General features: G+C 51.1%; 13 protein-coding genes. 6 read left to right on the top strand and 7 right to left on the bottom strand.

Going from position 1 to position 18,069, the window contains the following annotated elements; all coding sequences use genetic code 11:
• Window positions 1–2 precede the first annotated feature (2 nt).
• Window positions 3–965 carry an AraC family transcriptional regulator gene (locus QVP67_RS05730; protein WP_022162607.1) on the bottom strand — a complete coding sequence of 321 codons (963 nt, stop codon included), beginning with the start codon at window positions 963–965 and terminating at the stop codon, window positions 3–5.
• A gap of 292 nt (window positions 966–1,257) precedes the next feature.
• Here QVP67_RS05730 and QVP67_RS05725 point away from each other — a divergent pair, with 292 nt between their 5' ends.
• From QVP67_RS05725 to QVP67_RS05715, 3 genes are all read left to right on the top strand, one after another.
• Window positions 1,258–2,367, top strand: coding sequence for an efflux RND transporter periplasmic adaptor subunit (locus tag QVP67_RS05725; protein ID WP_288179945.1), 1,110 nt, complete (start codon window positions 1,258–1,260; stop codon window positions 2,365–2,367).
• A 92-nt stretch (window positions 2,368–2,459) separates the two neighbouring features.
• Entirely contained in the window at window positions 2,460–5,651 is a 3,192-nt protein-coding gene (locus tag QVP67_RS05720; RefSeq protein WP_022162605.1) for an efflux RND transporter permease subunit, read from the top strand.
• 31 nt (window positions 5,652–5,682) lie between these two features.
• Window positions 5,683–7,044, top strand: a complete 1,362-nt coding sequence (locus tag QVP67_RS05715; protein WP_022162604.1) for a TolC family protein — start codon at window positions 5,683–5,685, stop codon at window positions 7,042–7,044.
• 181 nt (window positions 7,045–7,225) lie between these two features.
• Here QVP67_RS05715 and QVP67_RS05710 read toward each other — a convergent pair whose 3' ends face one another.
• Both QVP67_RS05710 and QVP67_RS05705 read right to left on the bottom strand, forming a co-directional pair.
• Complete coding sequence (locus tag QVP67_RS05710) at window positions 7,226–8,719, bottom strand: acetyl-CoA hydrolase/transferase family protein (protein ID WP_022162603.1); 1,494 nt, start codon at window positions 8,717–8,719, stop codon at window positions 7,226–7,228.
• A gap of 153 nt (window positions 8,720–8,872) precedes the next feature.
• Window positions 8,873–9,310 (bottom strand): hypothetical protein, encoded by a 438-nt coding sequence (locus tag QVP67_RS05705; protein WP_022162602.1) that lies wholly within the window; start codon window positions 9,308–9,310, stop codon window positions 8,873–8,875.
• Between the two features lie 424 nt (window positions 9,311–9,734).
• Here QVP67_RS05705 and miaB point away from each other — a divergent pair, with 424 nt between their 5' ends.
• Both miaB and QVP67_RS05695 read left to right on the top strand, forming a co-directional pair.
• Window positions 9,735–11,108, top strand: a complete 1,374-nt coding sequence (gene miaB, locus QVP67_RS05700; protein ID WP_022162601.1) for a tRNA (N6-isopentenyl adenosine(37)-C2)-methylthiotransferase MiaB — start codon at window positions 9,735–9,737, stop codon at window positions 11,106–11,108.
• A gap of 479 nt (window positions 11,109–11,587) precedes the next feature.
• Window positions 11,588–12,484: a hypothetical protein gene (locus tag QVP67_RS05695; RefSeq protein ID WP_022162600.1), complete on the top strand. Its 897-nt coding sequence runs from the start codon at window positions 11,588–11,590 to the stop codon at window positions 12,482–12,484.
• 19 nt (window positions 12,485–12,503) lie between these two features.
• Here QVP67_RS05695 and QVP67_RS05690 read toward each other — a convergent pair whose 3' ends face one another.
• The 4 genes from QVP67_RS05690 to QVP67_RS05675 form a co-directional block, all read right to left on the bottom strand.
• Complete coding sequence (locus tag QVP67_RS05690) at window positions 12,504–14,018, bottom strand: glycoside hydrolase family 30 protein (protein WP_288179944.1); 1,515 nt, start codon at window positions 14,016–14,018, stop codon at window positions 12,504–12,506.
• Between the two features lie 283 nt (window positions 14,019–14,301).
• A complete protein-coding gene (locus QVP67_RS05685; RefSeq protein ID WP_022162598.1) occupies window positions 14,302–14,697 on the bottom strand; it encodes a hypothetical protein in 396 nt (131 codons plus the stop codon).
• Window positions 14,698–14,985: 288 nt separating this feature from the next.
• The gene (locus tag QVP67_RS05680) at window positions 14,986–15,558 is read right to left on the bottom strand and encodes a hypothetical protein (protein WP_022162597.1); all 573 of its coding nucleotides are present in this window, start codon (window positions 15,556–15,558) and stop codon (window positions 14,986–14,988) included.
• Window positions 15,559–15,570: 12 nt separating this feature from the next.
• The gene (locus QVP67_RS05675; RefSeq protein ID WP_022162596.1) at window positions 15,571–16,056 is read right to left on the bottom strand and encodes an RNA polymerase sigma factor; all 486 of its coding nucleotides are present in this window, start codon (window positions 16,054–16,056) and stop codon (window positions 15,571–15,573) included.
• 411 nt (window positions 16,057–16,467) lie between these two features.
• Here QVP67_RS05675 and QVP67_RS05670 point away from each other — a divergent pair, with 411 nt between their 5' ends.
• Complete coding sequence (locus QVP67_RS05670) at window positions 16,468–17,931, top strand: TlpA family protein disulfide reductase (protein ID WP_288179943.1); 1,464 nt, start codon at window positions 16,468–16,470, stop codon at window positions 17,929–17,931.
• Window positions 17,932–18,069 lie beyond the last annotated feature (138 nt).

Here is an 18,069-nt window from a genome sequence, read left to right as displayed (position 1 = left end):
TTTCAGGATGCGGTCTGCGAGTCGCTTTGTGCCTTACCGTTCGAATAAGCGCGGTAGCGGGCGGGCGACATGCCTACATGCGCTTTCACGTACTTGCCGAAGAATGACTGGTTGGGGAAGTTGAACATCTCGGCAATCTCCTTGACAGACTTGTCCGAGTGCTTCAACTGATATTTTATCTGTTCGATGGCGTATTCGTTGATCCATTCGGTAGGTGTGCGTCCGCTGACCTCTTTGATAGCGCTGGAGATGTATTTGGGCGAGTAGCACAACCGGTCGGCATAGTGGCTCACGGAGCGGTGTATTCCGCCGTCTTCTGCCACTTCCTCCATAAATTGTTTGAAAATCCGTTTGCTGCGGTCGGCTTCCATTCCGGTTTCTTCGATTGTATCGGAATGTTTTTGGATGCCTACCAGCATTTCGTAGAACAGGGCAGAGAAGAGATGTTCCAGAATTTCCTGCCGGTAGCGGTGCGAAGTATCGCTTATTTTGTCCATGATCAATTGGGAGTACTGGCTGAAAGTACGGCTGTTTTTGGTCTTTTCTTCCGATGCTTTGGCAAAGACGGGGTTTTTATAGATGTAATACAGCGCCTTTTCGGTCGCTCTTCCCCGCTTTATGGTCTGCTGCAGAAATTTGGTAGAGAAGCCTATCATGCCGACCTTGTGCTGGGGGCTGAGCAGCATATTACTTACAATCATGGTGGGGAGGCATATAAATGTTTCTCCTTCCTGCAGCTGATAATCCTTTCCGTTGACGGTTAGCTGCATTTTTCCCTCGATGCAGGTTACGATGATGAACAGGTTCAGTCTTATCATCCGGTTGGAGTTGGGCAGGTTGTCTATGTTCCGTGCCACAATGACGTTGTCATCTACGTAGTCTACATATTCTCCTTGCATTTCTTCTTTGTATTTTTTGAAGTCGTCAATGTCTACTGCGATAATCGTTTCTTCTTTCGTATACATATTCTATATGAATTATTTAAGTTCCGTTTTTTGTTTTAGTAGTCAGGCTGATGTTCTGGATTCAGCCGGACACTGCGCTGGCAGATGTGTTCTTTTCTTCCGCTGCAAAGGTGTAGAATATTGGGAAATATAGACTGTTCTATTTCTCATAAAAGTTGTTCTTTATGTAATATTTTTTAAGAAAATATGCCTATTCGTGGGAAATATAAAACATCCATTCAGGCATATAGATAACATCCGGATTGTTCTATTCGTCTATCTTTGCGCCAATTTCTAAACAAACAAATTGAATATGAAAAAGGTACAAAGTAAACAGATACGACTGATGACAATTGTCGGTTGTACGTTTTTGGGATTGGTATCGTGCAAGCAGGCACCAAATGCCGCTATGCAATCTTCTTCTTACGAGACTATGACGGTGGCTACCGCCGATAAAGAACTTTCCACCTCCTATTCCGCCACTATCCGCGGACGGCAGGACATTGACATCTATCCGCAAGTATCGGGTACGATTGTACGGCTCTGCGTGACCGAAGGTGAAGCCGTGCGTCAAGGTCAGTTACTTTTCATTATCGATCAGGTTCCGTATAAAGCAGCCCTGAAGACGGCCGAGGCCAATGTAGCGACAGCCCGTGCCTCTTTGGCTACAGCCGAGCTGAACTATGGTAGCCAGAAGGAACTGTATGCGCAGAAAGTCGTATCAGAGTTCAGTCTGAAGACGGCTCAGAACAATTACCTCACTGCCAAGGCACAACTGGCACAGGCCGAGGCACAGGAAGTGAATGCCCGTAATAACCTCTCATATACCGAAGTAAAGAGTCCCAGCAACGGCGTTGTGGGTGCTTTGCCTTATCGTGTAGGTGCATTGGTCAGCTCGGCCATGGCACAACCTCTTACTACGGTGAGCGACAATAGCACGATGTACGTCTATTTCTCCATGACCGAAAATCAGTTGCTCTCCCTCACCCGTCAGTACGGTTCGATGGACGAGGCACTGAAGAACATGCCCGAAGTAACGCTGACCCTGAACGATAACTCCGTATATGCCGAGAAGGGAAAGATCGAATCCATCAGTGGTGTCATCGACCGCCAGACGGGTACGGTCATTGCACGTGCCGTTTTCCCCAACGAATCACATCTGCTGCACAGTGGAGCCTCCGGCAGTGTATCTATCCCCAGTGTCTACAAGGATTGTATTGTCATCCCGCAGGGAGCAGCCGTACAGATGCAGGACAAATATCTGGTGTATAAGGTAGTGGACGGAAAGGCCGCTTCTACACTGGTTTCGGTAGCACCGATAAACAACGGTCGCGAATTTGTAGTAATGGACGGCCTGAAGCCGGGCGAGGAAATCGTGGCGAAAGGAGCCGGATTGTTGAGAGAGGGAATGCAGATAAAATAACCTAAGTTTTGCTTTCGGCAAAACCTGCAGGAGCTGAAGGAGTTGAAGGGAACCGTTCCCGGACTTCTTGACTCCCATAAACAACGAACATTATGAAAGGAAACATATTCATTAAACGGCCGGTGATGGCCATCTCCATCTCCGTCCTTATTTTTGCTATCGGCCTGATTTCGCTGTTCACGTTGCCTGTGGAACAATATCCTGATATTGCACCACCTACAGTATACGTATCAGCCACTTATACGGGTGCCGATGCAGATGCCGTGATGAACGGCGTTATCATGCCGTTGGAGGAGAGTATCAACGGTGTGGAAAACATGATTTACATGACCTCGACGGCTACCAATAACGGTTCAGCTACCATACAGGTCTACTTCAAGCAAGGTACCGACCCCGATATGGCGGCAGTGAACGTGCAGAACCGTGTGACGCAGGCACAAGGATTGTTGCCTGCCGAGGTAACACAAATCGGTGTGACCACGCAGAAACGTCAGACCAGCTTTCTGCAAATCAATTCACTGGTCTGCACCAACGGGCGTTACGACCAGGCATTTATCGGAAACTACCTTGACATCAATGTTGTGCCCCAGATCAAGCGTATTGCCGGTGTGGGCGACGTGATGGCGATGAACGCCCCTTACAGTATCCGTATCTGGATGAAACCTGACCGAATGGCGCAGTATGGGCTGGTACCTTCGGACATCAGTGCAGTATTGGCTATGCAGAACCTGGAGGCACCTACGGGCTCATTGGGCGAGAATTCGGATAATGTATACCAGCTCACCATGAAGTATCGTGGCCGTCTGAAAGAAGTATCTGACTTTGAGAACATCGTCGTACGTGCACAGGAAGACGGTTCTGTTCTTCGTCTGAAGGATGTAGCCGAAGTAGAGCTGGGTGCATTGAGCTATAGTTACCAGGGCGAGATGGACGGTAAGACAGCCATTGCCTTCATGGCCTTCCAGACAGCAGGATCGAACGCTACTGCCGTGAATGCCGAAATCTCGGCTTTGCTCGATGAGTTGTCGAAAGATCTGCCCGAAGGATTGGAGTTTGTCAATCTGATGAGTTCTAATGACTTCCTGTATGCTTCGATTTACAGTATTGTAGAGACGTTGGTGATTGCCATTATTCTGGTTATCCTGGTGGTATACTTCTTCCTGCAGGATTTCAAGAGTACGCTTATTCCTTCTATATCTATCATCGTTTCTCTGGTAGGTACGTTTGCCTGCCTGATTGCCGCAGGCTTCAGTCTGAACATTCTGACCATGTTTGCGTTGGTGTTGGCCATCGGTACGGTGGTGGATGATGCCATCGTGGTGGTTGAGGCGGTGCAGGAGAAGTTCGACTCTGGCTACAAGTCGCCTTACCTTGCTACCAAAGATGCGATGGGCGATGTGACGATGGCCATCATTTCCTGTACTTGTGTGTTCATGGCCGTGTTTATTCCTGTGACTTTCATGGGTGGTACGTCCGGTGTTTTCTACACACAGTTCGGTATTACTATGGCTACTTCCGTAGGTCTCTCCATGATATGTGCCCTGACACTGTGTCCGGCATTGTGCGCCTTGCTGATGCGTCCGGCATCGGGTACGAAGAGTGCCAAGAGTATTAATGGTCGTGTCCGTGCCGCTTACAATGTTTCTTATACCGCTTTGTTGGGTAAATATAAGAAAGGTGTGATGTTTGCCATCCACCATCGTTGGATGTGTTGGGCAGCTCTGGTTGCTGCTGTTGTGCTGCTGGTATTCTTTATGAACACCACCAAAACAGGACTTGTACCGCAGGAAGACCAGGGTACCATCATGGCCAATGTCAGCACTGCTCCGGGTAGCACACTGAAGGAGACCACTCAGGTGCTGGATAAAGTAGATGCCATTCTGACCAATACTCCCGAAGTAGCCCACTTCCAGCGTGTAGCCGGTTACGGTTTCCTTTCTGGACAGGGTACGTCGTATGGTATGATTATCATCCGTCTGAAAGACTGGAGCGAACGTAGTGGTAGTGAACATTCGGCAGAAGCCGTGATGGGTCGCCTCAATGCTCAGTTTGCCCAGATAAAGGATGCACAGATATTCTGCTTCCAGACGCCTATGATTCCGGGCTACGGTATGGGTAACTCGGTAGAATTGAACATGCAGGACAAGACGGGTGGTGACATGACCACTTTCTATCACGCTGTGCTGCAATATCTCGGTGCGCTGAACCAACGTCCGGAGGTGGCAATGGCTTATACGACCTATGCCGAGAACTTCCCGCAGATTTCGGTAGATGTAGACGCTGCCAAGTGTATGCGTGCCGGCATTTCACCCAACGAAGTACTGAGCGTATTGGGTAGCTATTGCGGTGGTTCGTATGTGTCCAACTACAATAAGTTTGGCAAGATGTACCGCGTGATGCTTCAGGCCGATCCAAAATATCGTTTGGACCAGATGGATCTGAGCAATATGTTTGTGCGCAACGGTACGGAGATGGCTCCTCTCAGCCAGTTCGTTACGTTGAGCAAGACCGAAGGTGCCGAAATCAAGAACCGTTTCAACCTGTTCAGCTCTATCTCTGTCAACGTGAATGTGGCCGAAGGATATTCTACCGGTGAGGTACAGAAAGCGATTGCCGAAGTGGCCGAACAGATGTTACCTTCGGGCTACAGTTACGAGTACGGTGGCATTTCGCGTGAGGAGGCCAATACCAGCCAGTTCCAGACAGTGTTTATCTACAGTATTTGTGTCTTCCTGATTTACCTGATTCTGGCCTGTCTTTACGAGAGCTTCCTGGTACCGTTTGCCGTTATCCTCTCTGTGCCGTTCGGTATGTTCGGATCGTTCCTGTTTGCCAAGCTCTTCGGACTGGAGAACAACATTTATATGCAGACAGGTATGATTATGCTGATCGGTCTGTTAGCCAAGACAGCCATCCTGATTACGGAGTTTGCCATCGAGCGTCGGCGCAAGGGTATGGGTATTATTGAGTCGGCCTATGCAGCTGCCCAGGTACGTTTCCGTCCTATCCTGATGACGGTGCTTACCATGATATTCGGTATGCTTCCGCTGATGTTCTCCAGTGGTGCGGGTGCCAACGGTAACTCGTCATTGGGTACTACCGTCGTGGGTGGTATGCTGATCGGAACCCTTGCATTGTTGTTCGTTGTGCCGGTATTCTACATTATCTTCGAATATATGCAGGAGAAGATTCGTCCGCACCAGGAACTGGAAGCCGATGCTCAAGTGTTGTTGGAGCGCGAAAGAAGCCTGGCAGAACGTAGTGGGTTTAATGAGGAGAAATAATCATTCTTAAAAAATTAATCCATCAACTAATATGAAGAAACTTATTTTATTGTCAACCGCCGCTGCTCTGCTGAGCAGCTGCGGCATATATACCAAATATAAGCCGGCCGAAAGCGTGCCCGACAACCTTTATGGGGAAGAGTTCAGCACTGAAGACACTACCAGTCTCGGCAGCATGGACTGGCACGAGCTTTTTACCGATCCGCAGCTGCAGGCCTATATCGAACAAGGTTTGCAGAACAATACCGATTATCTGTCCGCACAGCTTCGTATCGAGGAGGCCGAGGCTACCTTGCTTTCCTCCAAGCTTGCATTTCTGCCCTCGTTTGCATTGGCTCCTCAGGGGACGGTAAGCAGCTTCGATGGCGGAAAAGCTACACAGACCTATTCGCTGCCCGTTACTGCCAGTTGGGAACTGGATATTTTCGGTAAGATGCGAAACAGCAAACGGCAGGCACAGGCTCTTTATGCCCAAAGTAAGGATTATAAGCAGGCTGTACGTACACAGCTTATTGCCGGTATAGCCAATACCTATTATACTTTGCTGATGCTCGACGACCAGCTTGCCTGTGCGCAGGATATGGCCCGGTCGTGGGAAGAAACCGTTCGCTCTACCCGTGCCCTGATGAATGCAGGACAGGCCAACGAGGCTGCCGTATCGCAGATGGAAGCCGCCTGTTACGAGGTACAGGCATCTGTGCTCGACCTGAAAGAGCAAATCAACCAGGCAGAAAACAGCTTTGCATTGCTGCTGGCCGAGACACCCCGTTCCTACGAACGCGGCACACTGGCTGGCGTGCAGATGCCCGATGAGTTATCTGTAGGCATCCCCATGCAGATGCTTGCCAATCGGCCCGACGTACGCATGGCCGAACGGTCGTTGGAGTCGGCCTTCTATGCCACCAATGCGGCACGCTCGGCTTTCTATCCCTCCATTACGTTGAGTGGCAGTGCAGGCTGGACCAACTCGGCCGGATCCATGATTATTAATCCTGCCAAGTTCTTGGCTTCGGCCGTAGGTTCGCTCACCCAGCCGCTCTTTGCACGCGGACAGCTGTTGGGACAGCTTAAGATCAGTAAGGCGCAACAGGAAGAAGCCGCCCTTTCTTTCCAACAGACTCTGCTGAATGCAGGCAGCGAAGTGAACGACGCACTGACGGCCTGGCAGACCAGCCGCGACAAGAGCCTGTTGCTGGACAAGCAGGTAGCTTCGTTGCAGAAAGCCGTGAAGAGTACTTCCTTGCTTATGGAGCATGGCACTACGACTTACCTGGATGTGCTTACGGCCAAACAGAACCTGCTGAGTGCCCAACTTACGCAGACCGCCAACCGCTTCAGCGAAATACAGAGTGTAATCAGTCTTTATTGCGCATTGGGTGGAGGACAGGAATAAATACTAATCTCTCTTTATACTCTTTTTTATAAGAAGACGAGCCATCCCGGGAAGTGATTTCCAGGGATGGCTTTTTATATAGAAACAAGGGATAAAGAAGATGGATTTCGTAGCATCCACTTCTTTATCCCTTGTCGTTTATTCGCTTATCAACAGGTTATGTCCCGTTGGAGAATGTCTGTTAATACTGTGACCAGTCAACGTTGCGCATGTCGCCACTCTTAGCCAACTCGGTATGCATACCCAGGGCAGCACGGATGGCGTGCGGAGTCTGTGACTTGCCGTCGGTCAGTTTCAGGTAATCCCACATGATGTTCTTGTAGTCGGGGTGAACACAGTTCTCGATGATAGTCTGTGCACGTTCCTTCGGGCTCTTGCCGCGGAGGTCGGCCACACCTTGCTCGGTAACGATGATGTTGACGTCGTGTTCGCTGTGGTCGGCGTGCGATACCATCGGAACGATGGCGCTGATCTTGCCTTCCTTGGCTACAGACGGGCAGGTGAAGATAGAGATGTAGGCATTGCGTGTGAAGTCGCCGCTGCCGCCAATACCGTTCATCATCTTCGTTCCGCCGATGTGGGTAGAGTTTACATTACCGTAGATGTCGGCTTCGATGGCAGTATTGATAGAGATAACGCCAAGACGACGGATAACTTCGGGGCTGTTGGAGATTTCCGACGGACGGAGTACCAGTTTGTCGCGGAAGAAGTCCATGTCCTGATATACACCGTTCAGACAGTCGTTGGTAACGGTGAGCGAACAGCCTGAAGCAAACTTCACGCGGCCGTCGCGGATCAGGCCGATAACGGAGTTCTGGATAACTTCGGTATATACGTCGAAGGCGGGGATTGTGGTGTCGCGTCCCAGTGCGCCGAGTACGGCGTTGGCAATGTTACCCACACCACTCTGCAGCGGCAGGAAGCTTTGCGGAATGATGCCACGTCTCATGTCGTGTACCAGGAAGTCGGCAACGTTCTGTCCGATCTTGTCGGTTACGGGGTCGGCAGCAGCAAACGAACGTGCTTCGTCTGGCCAATTGGTCTCTACTACGCCTACAATCTTCTTCGGATCTACCTGGATGTAGGGCAAGCCGATGCGGTCGTTGGGCTTGGTAATGGGTATTTCGCGGCGGTAAGGCGGGTCAAGGGGTTCGTACACGTCGTGCAGGCCCATAGCAGCCTTGCTGTGTGCAGCGTTCAGCTCGACGATGATCATGTCGGCCAAGCGGCATACGGTAGGAGCGATACCACCGGCAGCAGTCAGATAGATTTTACCGTCTTCGGTCAGCTCGCAGGCTTCGATGATGGCTACGTTTACTTTGCCCATGAAGCCATAACGCAGTTCCTGTGCCATTTGCGAAAGGTGGATGTCGTTGTAGGCAATCTCACCGTTGTTTACGGCTTTGCGGAAGTCGGGGTTGGTGGTGTAGGGAGCACGGTAGCGGATGGCTTTGGCGCGCGACAGGATACCGTCGCAGGCATCACCTGTAGAGGCTCCGGTGAAGATACCGATCTGGAAGGGATTGCCCTTTGCATGTTCTTCTTCTGCGATGGCAGCCAAAGCATGTGTAACGGCTTTGGCAGTTCCTGCGGGAGTAAATCCGCTCAGACCAATGTTGTAGCCATGTTTGATGAGGCTTGCAGCTTCTTCTGCTGAAATGTAATTAAATGCCATAATTGTTCTTTTATATTTTTGATGTTAAAGATTTCAGGGTCAAGTCTGTCCGTTCGTGAGTCTTTTAGCCGTTCAGTTGAAGAAAGGTAATATCTTGCCAACTTGCAAACGTAAAAGCGAAGGAACCGAATGCTTATGTACCGACAGCAGGTTTCAGTATTTCCTGTTCAGTATTTCTGCCCAAAGGATGCCTCGCCGTACTTCCTCTATCGACTGCAGGTCGAAGTCGGTTGCAGCGTGGTCTGTTTCTTGCCCGGCAGGGGCCGGAGGGGCGGTCGGTTGCGAAGTCGGGCTAATCCGGTGCGATGATGTCTGCCGGTCTCTTCGCGGGATGAAAGGTTCGGGTCTGGAAGTCTTCTGTTGCTTTTTCGGGGTATGGAGCTGTTCGGCTGGTTTGGGACCTTCGGGAATGTATCCGCCATAGGTTTCTCCTCCCCAGTTTTCGGGAAGCGGATTGGCTTCGTGGGGTAGGGGCATGCCATGTTCATCACTGGGAGGAGCTTCGCTACTTTGGGCTTCCTTCCTGAACTGCTTGATGATTCCGACCACGATGATTCCTGCCACCAACAGAAACTTGAAGATATCTTCCATACGCATGCTTGTTTTTCACCGCCAAAGGTAGTTAATTAATCTGATAGCCCCTAACATTTGGGCAATAAAAAAGGGCAGCTTCACAGCTCCCCTTAATTTTTTTAACCTAAACCTTAACTATGAAAAAATCTAATGTTTCTTTCATTGCACAAAAATGTAAAATAATTCTTTTTTTACCAAATTAACAGTCAGAAAAAGCTTTTTACGTTAACATTAATTAGTAGAATCACTGTCAAACAGGCTATTTCTGTTGCATTTTCTTTTCGTTTAAGGTGTTTTAGGCCAAAAATGGCGTTTGTTTTTCGGTTTATCTGTGGTGTGGGCGCGCACGTTTGATGTGTTACTTCAGAAAACACTGTTTTCATTTTCCCCGGCACTGTCCTTTCATTATCTTTGTCCCCGAAATCAATAAACTTTAGGAATAATGGAAAATCAAACGGGAGCAGACTTAAAATCTGCAACTGCCGGTGACAATAAGAAATTGTTCATCGAAACGTACGGCTGCCAGATGAATGTGGCAGACAGTGAACTGGTTGCGTCGATTATGAAAATGGCCGGATATACGATGGCCGAGACGCTGGACGAGGCCGATGCCGTGTTTTTGAATACTTGTTCGGTGCGCGATAATGCCGAGCAGAAGATTCTGAACCGCCTGGAGTTCTTCCACTCGATGCGGAAGAAGCATCGCGGGCTCATTGTGGGCGTGCTGGGCTGTATGGCCGAGCGGGTGAAGGAAGACCTTATTGCCAACCATCATGTAGACCTGGTGGCAGGCCCCGATGCCTACCTGACCTTGCCCGACCTGATTGCGGCGGTAGAGGCGGGCGAGAAAGCCATCAACGTGGAACTGTCTACCACGGAGACCTACCGCGATATCGTGCCTTCGCGCATCTGCGGCAATCACATTTCAGGTTTTGTGTCCATCATGCGCGGATGCAATAACTTCTGTACTTACTGCATAGTCCCCTATACGCGAGGCCGCGAACGCAGCCGCGATGTGGAAAGTATCTTGCGCGAGGTGGCCGACTTGCAGCAGAAAGGCTACAAAGAAGTGACCCTGCTGGGGCAGAACGTCAATTCGTACCGTTTCGAGCGCGCCGACGGGGAGGTAGTGACTTTCCCGATGCTGCTGCGCCAGGTAGCCGAAGCTGCTCCGGATATGCGTGTACGCTTCACTACGTCGCACCCCAAGGACATGAGCGACGAGACACTGCACGTCATTGCCGACATGCCCAACGTGTGCAAGCACATCCACCTGCCCGTGCAGAGCGGAAGCAGCCGCATACTGAAGCTGATGAACCGCAAGTACGACCGTGAGTGGTATCTGGAGCGTGTAGCAGCCATCCGCCGCATCATCCCCGACTGCGGGCTTTCGACCGACATCTTCTCGGGCTTCTCCAGTGAGACCGAGGAAGACCACCAGCAATCGCTGTCGCTGATGGAGGAGTGCGCCTACGACGCGGCCTTTATGTTCAAGTACAGCGAACGCCCGGGCACCTATGCCAGCAAGCACTTGCCCGACGACGTTCCCGAGGAGGTGAAAATACGCCGCCTGAACGAAATCATCGCTTTGCAGAACCGTCTTTCGGCCGAGGCCAACGCACGTTGCGTGGGTCAGACCTTCGAGGTGCTGGTCGAGGGAGTGAGCAAGCGCAGCCGCGACCAGCTGTTCGGACGGACGGAACAGAACAGGGTAGTGGTGTTCGACCGCGGCACACACCGCGTAGGCGACTTCGTGCGTGTGCGAATCACCGAAGCCAGCTCGGCCACGCTGAAGGGCGAAGAGGTGTCTGCCTGACGCCCCACTGCTTCGCAGGCAGTTATTTTTCTTTATAACATATCCATACCGACCGGGGGAGCCTATCACAGTCGTATACTTAGGCACCCTCGGTCGTATACTTAGACCCCCTCAGTCCTATACTTAGGTACCCTCAGTCGTATACTGAGATAGACAGGAACTAACAGCACTTATATTCAAGAAGTTACGGAATCGGATGAGGGCTGTTTCCTGATTAAGAATATTCCTTGCAGAGCGCCGTTGTGCGTTCTTTTCTCTTAACTTTTGTAGAATATGCCGTGCCTGTGCAGGCAAAGGTTGAATAATGTATAAAATCGTTTCCGTCAGCATGAGGGAAACGGGAATTTTGCTACTTTTGTAAGTAGAGCCCGCGACGGAAACCTTTGTCCCGACGCGCTGCGGCAGTGGTGTCTTCGCCCGCCGGCGCCGGAGGTGGTTGGTAGTGGTCCGGGCTGTCCGAAACAAGAAAGGAGGAGGATATGTACATCGTACGGAGAGTCTGTCTGAAAGTGATGGTATGCAGCCTGTTGGCAGCGTTGCTCCCACACGGCGTGTGGGCACAGGCTGGGGCAGAGGATACGCCCCGCGACACGCTTCGCCTGGATATGGGGAACGGCGAACTGCCGTATGTTCCGCCGGTAAATACCCCGAAAATCGTGGCTCCCGACCTGATGGAGCTGGTGAAGGCTGCTCCGGATCTGCCTTCGCAGCAACGGTTCAGCGTGCCCGAAGTGCCCGAGCCGACACCCCGCTTCTCGCTCGATGCGATGCCCGTCATCCCTTACTACACCCATCCTTCGCCGCTCTACCGGGGCGACTACAGCACCGGTGGCGTGATGACACGCCTTGGCAAGGGCTATCTGATGGGGGCAGGCAGTCAGACTTCACTGCCCGGCATCGGCCGGCTGAACGAGGCTTCGATAGGTTATGGACACAAGTTAAGCGACCGGCTGGACTTCCAGATCCAGATGAATGCCATGAAGATGACGATGTCGCACCTCAGCCGTCAGATGTTCAACACGTCGGGCATGCTGAAATATCAGGTTTCCGACCGCCTGGCCTTCCGTGCCTTCGGCTCGTATGTGATGGGCAATTCGTACGGTATGGCCACGAACAGATACGGCGCCACCATGGTGATTGACATGACCGACCGTTTCGGCATGGAGGTAGGTGTGCAGCGTTACTACGACTCCATGCGCGGAGGTTGGCAGATGGTGCCTGTGGCCATCCCTTATTACAAGTTCGACAAGTTCACGTTGGGACTCGACGTAGGCGGCATCCTGTACGAAATTCTCCGTACAGCCGTCTTCGACAGCAAAAGAAGAAGTGACGGGCCTACGATACTCCCGCCACGTCCGTCGCTGCCCATGCGGTAAACCGTGGCGGGCACAGGTGTCAGCGCCCCTCCGTCAGGGTGTTGAAGGAGTGCGGCGCCAGTTCGATGTTCAGGTAGCGGTTGCCCAGTTTCAGGCTGACAGTGCGCGCTTCGTCGTTGAAGTTTCCGGCTACGACTACCGTCTTTCCTTCGGCTGTTTTGGCCACTAATACCGGTGTGTTACCTTCCGAGGCCGGATGGTAACCTACGATTTGTGTATCCCGGCCGATGAAATGGCTGTAATGTTTCGCGGCATAATATTCGGGGGTATAGGTGTAGGTGCGCGTCTGGCTGTCCACCCTGATCAGGGCATTCTGTTTCCAGCCCCAGGGGCTTTCACCGTTGTCGGCCAGGATGAAGTTCCAGAAGATGTATTCGTTGCAGCCGTTGCCCAGGTAGTGATTCATCAGCTCGAAGGTATGTTCGGCTGCTTTCCAGTCGAAGCTGCCCCATCCGCATTCGCTTTCCGAGCAGATGTAGCTCCAGTCGGGATGCTGGCGGCGTATTTCAGGCAGTATTTCGCGCCCTTCCCATTGGAATCCCATGCCCGAGATGCAGGACTGTAGCTGCGGGTCGGCAAGTATCTTCTCCACATAGTCCTGACGGTTGGTGTTGAAGGTGCCCAGGTAAAGCTTCACGTCGGGGTGCAGGCGCTTCAGGGTAGGTGCCAGGTAGTCGCGGTTGAAGCGTATGGTGCCTTCGGCTGTCCAGGCACAGCCGGGATAGGGAGTGTAGCTGTAGGCTTCGTTCTGGTACATCACCATGTCGATGCGTATGCCCTGCTCGCGGTAGGCGTCGATGAACTTGCAGAACATGTTGGCATAGGTTTGCAGGTAGCGCGGGTCTTGTATCATATAGTCGGTAGTGGCCAGCTTCTTGGGGAACTTGCCGTTGCGCTCGCCGGTCAGCTTCATTTCGTCCGGGTCGGTTTCTCCTCCCGTCTGACCATAGAGCAGGTAATTCATCTTTTCGGGCAGGTTGTTGTAAGGGCTGCTTAGTACGGGGTAGTCACCGTTGATTTTCATCCAGCTTGGCGGGCACCAGGGCGACACCCAGCAGGTAAGGTCGGGGTTGTACTTCTGCGCGGCGCGTATGAAGGGGATGATGGCCTGCTTGTCGCGGTCGATATTGAAGTAGCGTAGTTCGAAGTCACCCTCCATCTCGTCGCAGCTGTACCACGAGCGGGCATAGTCGTTGGCTCCCATCGAGATGCGTCCGCGGGCAATGCGCAGGTCGCCGTCGGGGGCAAAGACGTTGTGAAGTATTTCGTCCTGCTCGTCGCGGGTGAGCAGACCCAGTGCGTCCCAGTCCAGTTCGTTGAAGGTGGCTCCCCATGCCCGGAAAGTGGTGATGGGAGCGGCGGCGTCTGTCACGTCGAGCAGAGGTGTCTGTCGGGGCGAGGATTGCATTCGTACTTTGGCTTGTTGCCATGTGTTGCCTTCGCTGCTGCTGATGTGGGTGAAAGTCTGTGCTTCGAGGTGTGCCGACAGCAATAAGGCTGTGCACGACAGAAATAGTCTGGCTGATGTTTTCATGTCATTCGTATGATTATGGGTTTGATGTTTACTTTGTATGTTGTTACGTTTCTGCGGAGCGTTACGCCTAATGGCGACTTCGCGTACGGACATAAAAAAAGGAGTACCGCTGTACTCCAACCTTCTTGTTAACCTTAAATCTAATACTATGAAAAACACGCTGCAAAGGTACGGCCTTTTCCGGAATCTGCAAATTTCCCGACCGGAAAGTGCTGTTTTATAACACGTTTTAAATCTGTTACAGATTTGTTAAGTATTTGGACCATCTGCTTAGGCTTTCAGGTTACGGATTGGTTTGCAGCAGTTGGATGAGGAACTCGCGCTGAAGCGAGTAGTTGCCGCTGTTTTGCTGGATGTATCTCAGCAGCTGTGCGCCTTCCTGGCGCAGTCGCGACTTTAGCAGCAGGTTGTCTTTCTCTACTTCTTCGGATAGCTTCAACATGCTGACGGCGGCCAGCTCCAGCTTGTTCATTCCGTCGGGCGTGTCGGCATAGCGTGCCGTTAGCTCTTCGGCAGTGGTGTTCAGCAGGTCGCGGGTGTCGGTGCCCAGTATCTGTCGGGTCAGGTGGTCGTATTCTTCCCAGTCCTTCTCGCGTATTCTTTTCCGGTGGAGCAGGGCATCTACAATCATCGAGATGATTTCCTGTATCATGCGTATCAGGTAGTCTTGCTTTATCATAAGCCTATGTTGGGGTTTTATGCACCGCTGCCGTAGCAGAGGGTTTGCAGGTGTTGTCTGTAGGATGAAAGGGTAAAGGTTAACAGGGTTGGGGTACGGGTATAAAAAAAGGAGTACCGCTGTACTCCAACCTTCTTGTTAACCTTAAATCTAATACTATGAAAAACACGTTGCAAAGGTACGGCCTTTCTTGAAATCTGCAAATTTCTGGCCGGAGAATGTGTTTTTTCTAACACGTTTTAAGGCTGCTATAGGTTTGTTAAGCATATCAATACGTTTTCTTCTTCCTTAACCTTCTTCCTCTATCTGCTTGAGTTCACGGTTGGCACTCATCATCTCTTTTACCCGGTCGTGCGTGTAGTGGAAGGTAAAGTAGTCGGCTATGATACAGGCAGCCAGTAGCAGCGACATGAAGAGGATGTTGGACCGTGTGCCGTAGTAGCAGAGGAAACAGATGAAGAACAGGGCGACGAGCGGATAGCCTATCAGCAGCATACGGTTGTAACGGCTCTTGTATTGCAGGATGTGGCGTACCTGGTTTTCCAGATTGGTTTCCCGTCTGATTTTGCTCAGTTTGTTCAGGCTGAAGATTTGTGCAAGAAGACCGTATAAGATCAGTATGGCTCCTGTAATGCCGGGCACGATGTGGAAACCGGGCTGGGCAATCCAGGCAGACGCGAATACGATGCAGACGATCAATACCATCGCCAGTCCCATTTTTTCCACGCGTGTCATCTTTTCCAGGCTGTTTTCCCGTCGTGTGTTCAGTATTCTTTTCACTTCTTCGCGGTGCAGAATTTCGTTGCGTGTGACCCGTTCGTTGAGTTCCTTCCACGCTTGTTGCATTTCTTCCAGATTCATAATAAAGGGTATTTAAAGATTGGACATTGTTTTCAGTTTCTCTTTGATGCGGTGCAGTCTGACGGCTACCTGATTGCGGTTGGTACCGACGATTTCGGCTATTTCGTCGTAGGTCTTTTCGTCCAGCCAGAGGACGATGTACATGCGGTCCAGCTTGTTCAGGCAGCGGACGAGGCTGTACAGGGTGTTCAGCATTTCGGCTTGCGGGTCGTTGTCGGGCAGGTCGATGTCCGTCAGTTGCAGGGGCACGTACTCGTGGTGCTTTCGGCGGCGCAGATCGCTGATGCAGGTATTCAGGGCGACACGGTAGAGCCAGGTGCTGAAACTGCTTCTGTTTTCGAATGTGGTGTAACTTTTCCACAGGTTGTACACCGTCTCCTGGTAGAGGTCGGCGATATCTTCCTTATCCTGTGCATACATCAGGCACACTTTGTAGATGATGTGTTGGTTTTGCAGCAGCAATTCGGTGAATTCTTTTTCTTTGTTAGTATCCGTCATATCCTTGTCTTTTTGTTTCGTTAGTCGTACAAGGCTTCGGCATAGTTACAGGTAGGGCGTTATTTTTTTCCAGTTAGGAAAAAAATGCTGGGCAATCAGGAAAAATCTGTGGCCTGACTGAAGAATCATCGGGAGCAGCCTGACGAGGAGGGCGGAGCAGACGTATGGGCATAAAAAAAGGAGTACCGCTGTACTCCAACCTTCTTGTTAACCTTAAATCTAATACTATGAAAAACACATTGCAAAGGTACGTACTTTCCGGAGATTTGCAAACAATCCGAGTAAATAAGCATGTTTTATAACATGTATTAGCGGTTTTATATACTTTTTAAATGTTTACAGGCGGTATTTTGCTGTAAAACTCTATTTTTGCACTATCCATAATAAGCCTCTATAACTATGCGATACTTTATGATTCTTTTTTGCCTGATTGCGTCGGTTGCAGTCGGTTCCTTTGCCCGGCCGGCTTCGGACGGGGGCGAGGTAGTGATATGTGGGAAGGTGCTGAACCGTGACTTCTATCCCAACGAACGCGAATTCCGTTTGTCGTTGTCCTATTTCAGCGGTCAGGATATCTGCTATACGACGCCTTTGCGCGACGATGGCAGTTTCTTTTTCCGTTTCCCTTTGTGCGATGCGCTGTGCGAGGTGTCGCTGGCCAATTATGCGCCCCGTCTCTATGTCAGTGCAGGCGACAGCCTTTACTTGCAAATCGATTTCAAAGACTTGCTGCATCCCGTGGTAAAGGGTTCGCGGGCAGCTCTGAATCAGGGCATGCAGCATTTTGTCGGGGAAGGTTATTACCTGCCGGATTATTATTATGCAGAGGATGTTCGTGCTTCCGGCGAGGCATTCGACAAAGCTGTGGAGAAAGGGTATGAGGAGCGGAAACAAAGGCGGGCCGACTTCCTGACCCGATATTCGCCCGGCGACGATGTGGCAAAGCTGACGGAGCGCATGTTGCTGGCCGACTACTGTGCCGAGCGTTTCCGATATGCGCGCGAACACTTACGGCAGATACTTATTGAGAAACGGATGGACTGGAAACAGGAGATGGCAGGTTACGAAGCCCTGTTGCCGGAAGTGAATGCGCTGTTGTCCGACGAAGTCATTACGTCGGCTCATTTCCGGTTGCTTTATCATCTGAACTTTTATCTGCAATACCGGCGCTATGCCGTGGGCGATGAGTCTTTTACCGACATGGATTTGGTGGACGAGCAACAGGGTAACATGCTGTCGCAGTTCCTTTTGGCCAATATGCTGGGCAATTCGTTGGTTCATAACGATACGGTAGATTTTACGGCTGCCCGTCCGAAATACGACGCGCTGGTGCAGGTGCCTGTGTTGCGACATGCGGTGGATCTGCTGTACAGGCGGACCATGGAATATCTGCAGCATCCTGAGGGTTACTCCCGTTATCTGCTCTATGGCGACGCCTCCGACAGCGAGGCAGAGCAGTATATGGCCCCCTTGCGCTCGCTGATAGACAAGCATCGGGGAAAGGTGGTTTATATCGACTTTTGGGGAGTTCATTGTCCTCCCTGCCTGGCAGAGATAGAACCGATGAAGAAGTTGCGTGCGCGATACAGTACGGACGATGTAGTCATAATCAGTATCTGTGGTAGCGGGAAACGTGCCGACTACGAACGGATCTTGCAACGTTTCTCCTTGCGCGACACAGCGATCGAAAGCCTGTTTCTTGAAGATTGGGTAGACAGCAGCAACTGGAGTAAGATACGCAAGCATCTGGACATCGACGGCATTCCCTACTTTCTGCTGGTGAATAAAGAAGGAGTGATTGTGAATTACGGTTCGATGGTGCGGCCCTCCTGGCCTCAGACACCTGTCCAGATTGACAGGCTGATAGCCAAATAAACAGCCCGCACGACGAATGCACTTCGCGTACGGGCATAAAAAAAGGAGTACCGCTGTACTCCAACCTTTGTTAACCTTAAATCTAATACTATGAAAAACACATTGCAAATGTACGGACTTTCTGGAAATCTGCAAATA

This window comes from Bacteroides sp. CAG:633 (assembly GCF_000435115.1).
Classification (GTDB): Bacteria; Bacteroidota; Bacteroidia; order Bacteroidales; family Bacteroidaceae; genus Bacteroides; species Bacteroides ndongoniae.
Note: the sequence above shows the minus strand (reverse complement) of the source record. Positions and strands in the feature narration are given on the sequence as shown.